This is a genomic window from Rhodococcus sp. R1101, assembly GCF_000278445.1.
In the GTDB taxonomy this organism is placed as follows: Bacteria; Actinomycetota; Actinomycetes; order Mycobacteriales; family Mycobacteriaceae; genus Rhodococcus; species Rhodococcus gordoniae.
Window position 1 is genome coordinate 1 of the sequence record NZ_AJVB01000386.1, and the last position, 3668, is coordinate 3668.

Annotated in this window: 3 protein-coding genes; all 3 read right to left on the reverse strand. The window is 70.9% G+C overall.

Annotated features, from left to right (window positions below; translation table 11 throughout):
• A partial coding sequence (locus R1101_RS27415) for an ABC transporter ATP-binding protein (RefSeq protein WP_016934814.1) occupies nt 1-1900 on the reverse strand: 1900 nt, incomplete at its 3' end.
• 66 nt (nt 1901-1966) lie between these two features.
• Entirely contained in the window at nt 1967-2746 is a 780-nt protein-coding gene (locus R1101_RS0118380) for an ABC transporter permease (RefSeq protein ID WP_016934815.1), read from the reverse strand.
• Nucleotides 2743-3668: ATP-binding cassette domain-containing protein (locus R1101_RS27420; RefSeq protein ID WP_016934816.1), on the reverse strand; the 926-nt coding region annotated here is incomplete at its 5' end. The genes R1101_RS27420 and R1101_RS0118380, both read right to left, overlap by 4 nt.

A 3668-nucleotide genomic window follows, 5' to 3' on the forward strand; every position in this document is an offset into this window, starting at 1 on the left:
GCCCACCGCCCGCCCCCGGTCCGCCGCGACCAGCGACCGGGGCCGCCGTGTCGACGACGGCGCCGGACGGCTCGTCCTCGTGGCCTTCCGGCCACAACTCGCCGGCCGCCACCGGACGCTCCGCATCCGGCACGACGTCCTCGTCGGTCGAGAGCAGACGTCGGAAGACGGGACTGCGTTCGTCGAGTTCGTCGACCGTCCCGATGTCGACGATGCGCCCGTCGTCGAGCACGGCGACCCGGTCTGCGAGCGCGAGCGTCGATCGCCGATGGGCGAGCACGAGCGTCGTGCGTCGCCGGCCGGCCCGCAGCGCGCCGTAGATCGCGGCCTCCGTCTCGGCGTCGACCGCGGAGGTGGCGTCGTCGAGGATCAGCACCCGCGGATCGACGAGCAGGGCCCGTGCCAGCGCGACGCGCTGTCGCTGCCCACCGGAGAGCGTCAGGCCGCGTTCGCCGACGACGGTGTCGTAGCCCTCGGGCAGCGCGTCGACGAAGTCGTCGGCGCGCGCCGCTGCCGCAGCGGCCCGGATCTCGTCGTCCGACGCGTGGGGCCGGCCGAGCGCGATGTTGGACGCGACCGAGTCGGAGAACAGGAACGGCTCGTCGAAGACGAGACCGACCGCACCGCGCAGGTCGTCGGCGCGGAGCGTGGCGACGTCGATGTCGTGCCCGTCGGCGGTCAGGCACACCGACCCGCGGCGTGGCGCGTAGAACCGGGGGAGCAGCAGCGAGAGAACGGTCTTGCCCGAGCCCGCCGGACCGACGATCGCGACGGTCTCGCCGGGTGCGATCTCCAGGTCGAGCCCGCGCAGCACGTCCCGGTCGTCGTCGAAACCGAACGTCACATCCTTCAGGTGCACCCCGAGCGGACCGTCGGGCAGCGCGACGGGATGCGGGGGATCGGCGACGTCGGGTTCGGTGTCGATCACCTCGTACACCCGCTCCACGGCGGCGCGGGACAACTGCGCCATGATCACGACCTGCGACAGCGTGCGGGTCGTCGCCGTCATCGTCGCCACATAGGCGGTGAACGCCACGAAGGTACCCACGGTGATCCCACCGTCGAGGGCGAGCCAGCCGCCGAGCGCGATCGTGGCGACGAGCCCGAACTGCGGGATGGCACCCAGCGGTGCCGAGAACCACGCATTGATCCGGGCCGCGCGCAGACGCTCCGCGTACAACCGGCGACCGTGCTCCTCGAGCTGGTCGACGGCGCGGGACTCCTGGCCGAATCCCTTCACGACCCGCACCCCGGTGACGGTCTCCTCGACGTGCTGGGCGAGATCGGCCGCGCGCTGCTGCGCCGACCACGTCGCGGCGAACAGCTTCGGGCGCACCACCCGGACGAGGCCGCCGATGATCGGGACCGTGACCACCGCGACCAGCGTGAGCAGGGGCGAGAGCGACATCATGATCACCAGCGCGAGCACGAACTGCAGCAGCGCTCCCGCCGACATCGGCACCATCGCGAGCAGACCCTGGACGAGCTGCAGGTCGGTGATGGACCGCGAAACCACCTGGCCGGTGCGGATGCGGTCCTGACCGTGGCCGTCGAGACGTTGGAGCGAGCCGAGCAGACGCAACCGCAGGTCGTGCTGCACGTCGAGCGACAGGCGTCCGGCGAGCATGCGCCGCCCGTACTGGCAGCCGAACCGGATCACCGCCCCGGCCGCGATCGTCCCCGCGGCGAGACCGATCAGACGCAGGTCGTCGGCGGGCACCTCGCCCTGTCCGGTCGCGCTGTCGACCGCGACTTTCGTCAGCAGCGGAAAGGTGATGTCGATCAGGGCGGCGACCACGGTGACGGCCAGCGCCCCCACGGCCGTTCTGCGGTGTTTCAGGCATTCGGCGACGAGCCGGGAAATCCATCCCGGTGTGCGCGGAATCGGGTCGTGTGCCATCGAACCGACATTAGCGCCGCGCGACGACAGACCGGGTCGCAGCCGGTCGCGGCGCAGGGAGGTGCGTCAGACGATGTCGGCGGTCCGGGTCCGCCACCAGCCGAGACCGCCCAGCATCACGGTCCAGAAGACCAGGACCAGCGGTGCCAGCGGCCACGTCATCTCCAGCGTCACGTCCTCGGGCATGGACACCGCCGAGAACAGCACGTACCAGGTGGCCTGCGCCGGCAGGTACGGCGCGAGTGCTCCGAGACCGAGACCGTGCAGGACGAGCGAGACGATCAGTTCACCGAACGGCACCCATGCGCAGATGGCGAGCACACTGCCCGTCGTGGACCGTGTGAGCAGGCCGAGCCCGGCTCCGATGAGCGACCACATCAGCGCGCAGAACAGGCCGATGCCCAGCACCTGGGCGACCGATCCGAGGTCGGAGCCCTCGAAGCCGCCTCCGAACAGCACGAGCGTCGCGGCCGCCGCGAGTTCCGTGACGATGCAGTACAGCAATCCGATCACGGCAACGGTCGCGAGCTTCACACCGACGACCCGATCGCGGCCCCTCGTGGTGAGGAAGGTCGTCATGATCGTGCGGTGCGCGAACTCGCTGCCGGTCGCCACCGCGCCGAAGATCGCCGCGAACAGGAAGACCAGCGACAGGGCGAGGGAGATGCCGACCGCGGCGGCGACGGCTTCGGCGACACCGTCGCCGAAGCCGTATTCGAGTTGCCGCGCGACCGGCAGTGTCAGCGCGCCGCAGAACAGGCCCACCATCAGCGGTGCGATGCCGAGGATCCACCAGTAGCGCAGGCTCAGGACCTTGCGGAACTCGGCGGTGAGAAGCGCGGTCATGCGGTGGGGCCTCCTTGTCCGGTCGGCGGTCGGTTCGGCTGTCCCCACTGCGACTGCGGGTACTGCTGGGCCTGCGGGTACTGCTGGGCCTGGGGTCGGTGGTGTCCGTGCCCCGGGTACTGCGCACCCGGAGCGGCGGCGTAGCGACCCGCCGTCATCGCCAGGTACACCTGCTCGAGATCGACGTGCTCGACACTCGTGCCGAACAATCTCACCTCCGCGGCTCCGGCGATCTCGGCGATGCGGTCCGGAGCAGCACCGACCACCGCGAGCCGTCCGTCCTGCTGCACCTGGGCATCGGTGTGCCCCGCTGCGGCGAGCGCCGTCGCGAGGCGGGCCGGGTCGGAGGACGCGACGAACACCCGCGAGCGGTAGGTGTCGCGCAGGTCCGTCATCGAGGTCTCCGCGACCAGGTGCCCGTTCGCGATGACCACGAGACGATCGGCCATCTGCTCGACCTCCCGCAGGATGTGACTCGAGATCAGCACGGTCCCACCGTTGCCGGCGAAGGCGCCGAGGAAGTCACGCAACCAGGCCATGCCCTCCGGGTCGAGTCCGTTCGCCGGTTCGTCGAGCACCAGATAACGCGGTTGCCCGAGCAGCGCCGTCGCCAGGGCGAGTCGCTGCCGCATGCCGAGGGAGAACTCGCCGATGCGGCGTCGCGCGACCGATCCGAGGCCGACGAGGTCGAGCATCTGCTGCGCCCGCTCGTCGGGCACACCGATCGCGGCGCAGTAGATCTGCAGGTGCGTCAGCGCCCGGTGCTTGGGGTGGGCGCTGCGCGCGTCCAGCACGGCACCGACGACCTGCGCCGGCTGCTGCAGGGCCGTGAACGGCACGCCGTCGACGACGGCGTTGCCGGCACTCGGCCGGATGAGACCGAGCATCATGCCGAGTGTGGTGGTCTTACCCGATCCGTTGG